Below are 398 nucleotides of genomic sequence, written 5' to 3' on the forward strand. Positions count from 1 at the left end.
GTGCCGGGCGGCGTGGATGGCCAACGACCCCCAGCCGCAGCCGACGTCGAGCAGGCGCATGCCCGGCCGCAGCCCCAGCTTTCGGCAGACCAGGTCCAGCTTGTCGTGCTGCGCGTCCTCGAGTGTCCCCGCGGTGCCGCGCTCCCAGTAGCCGCAGGAGTAGACCATGCTCGGGCCGAGCAGCAACCGGTAGAAGTCGTTGCCGACGTCGTAGTGCCGGGAGACGACCTCCGCGTCACGCGCCTTGCCATGTTTGGCGCCGCGGCGCCGGATCAGCTCCTCGGCGGGAGGTTTCGGACGGGGGCCGAGCGCGCCGAGCCGCAGGAAGGTACCCGCGTGACCCGCCAGCTCGCGCCACCCGAGCGTGCGCAGGTCCCGTCGGGCCACCCGCCCGATGA

The 398-nt window shown here is 72.9% G+C and carries 1 protein-coding gene; it reads right to left on the reverse strand.

The annotated features are described in order from the left end of the window. Positions 1-398 (reverse strand): class I SAM-dependent methyltransferase (locus tag AC1DYG_RS20310; protein WP_477641642.1); only part of this gene is annotated, 398 nt, incomplete at both ends.

The organism is Pedococcus sp. P1_H8 (genome assembly GCF_056405175.1).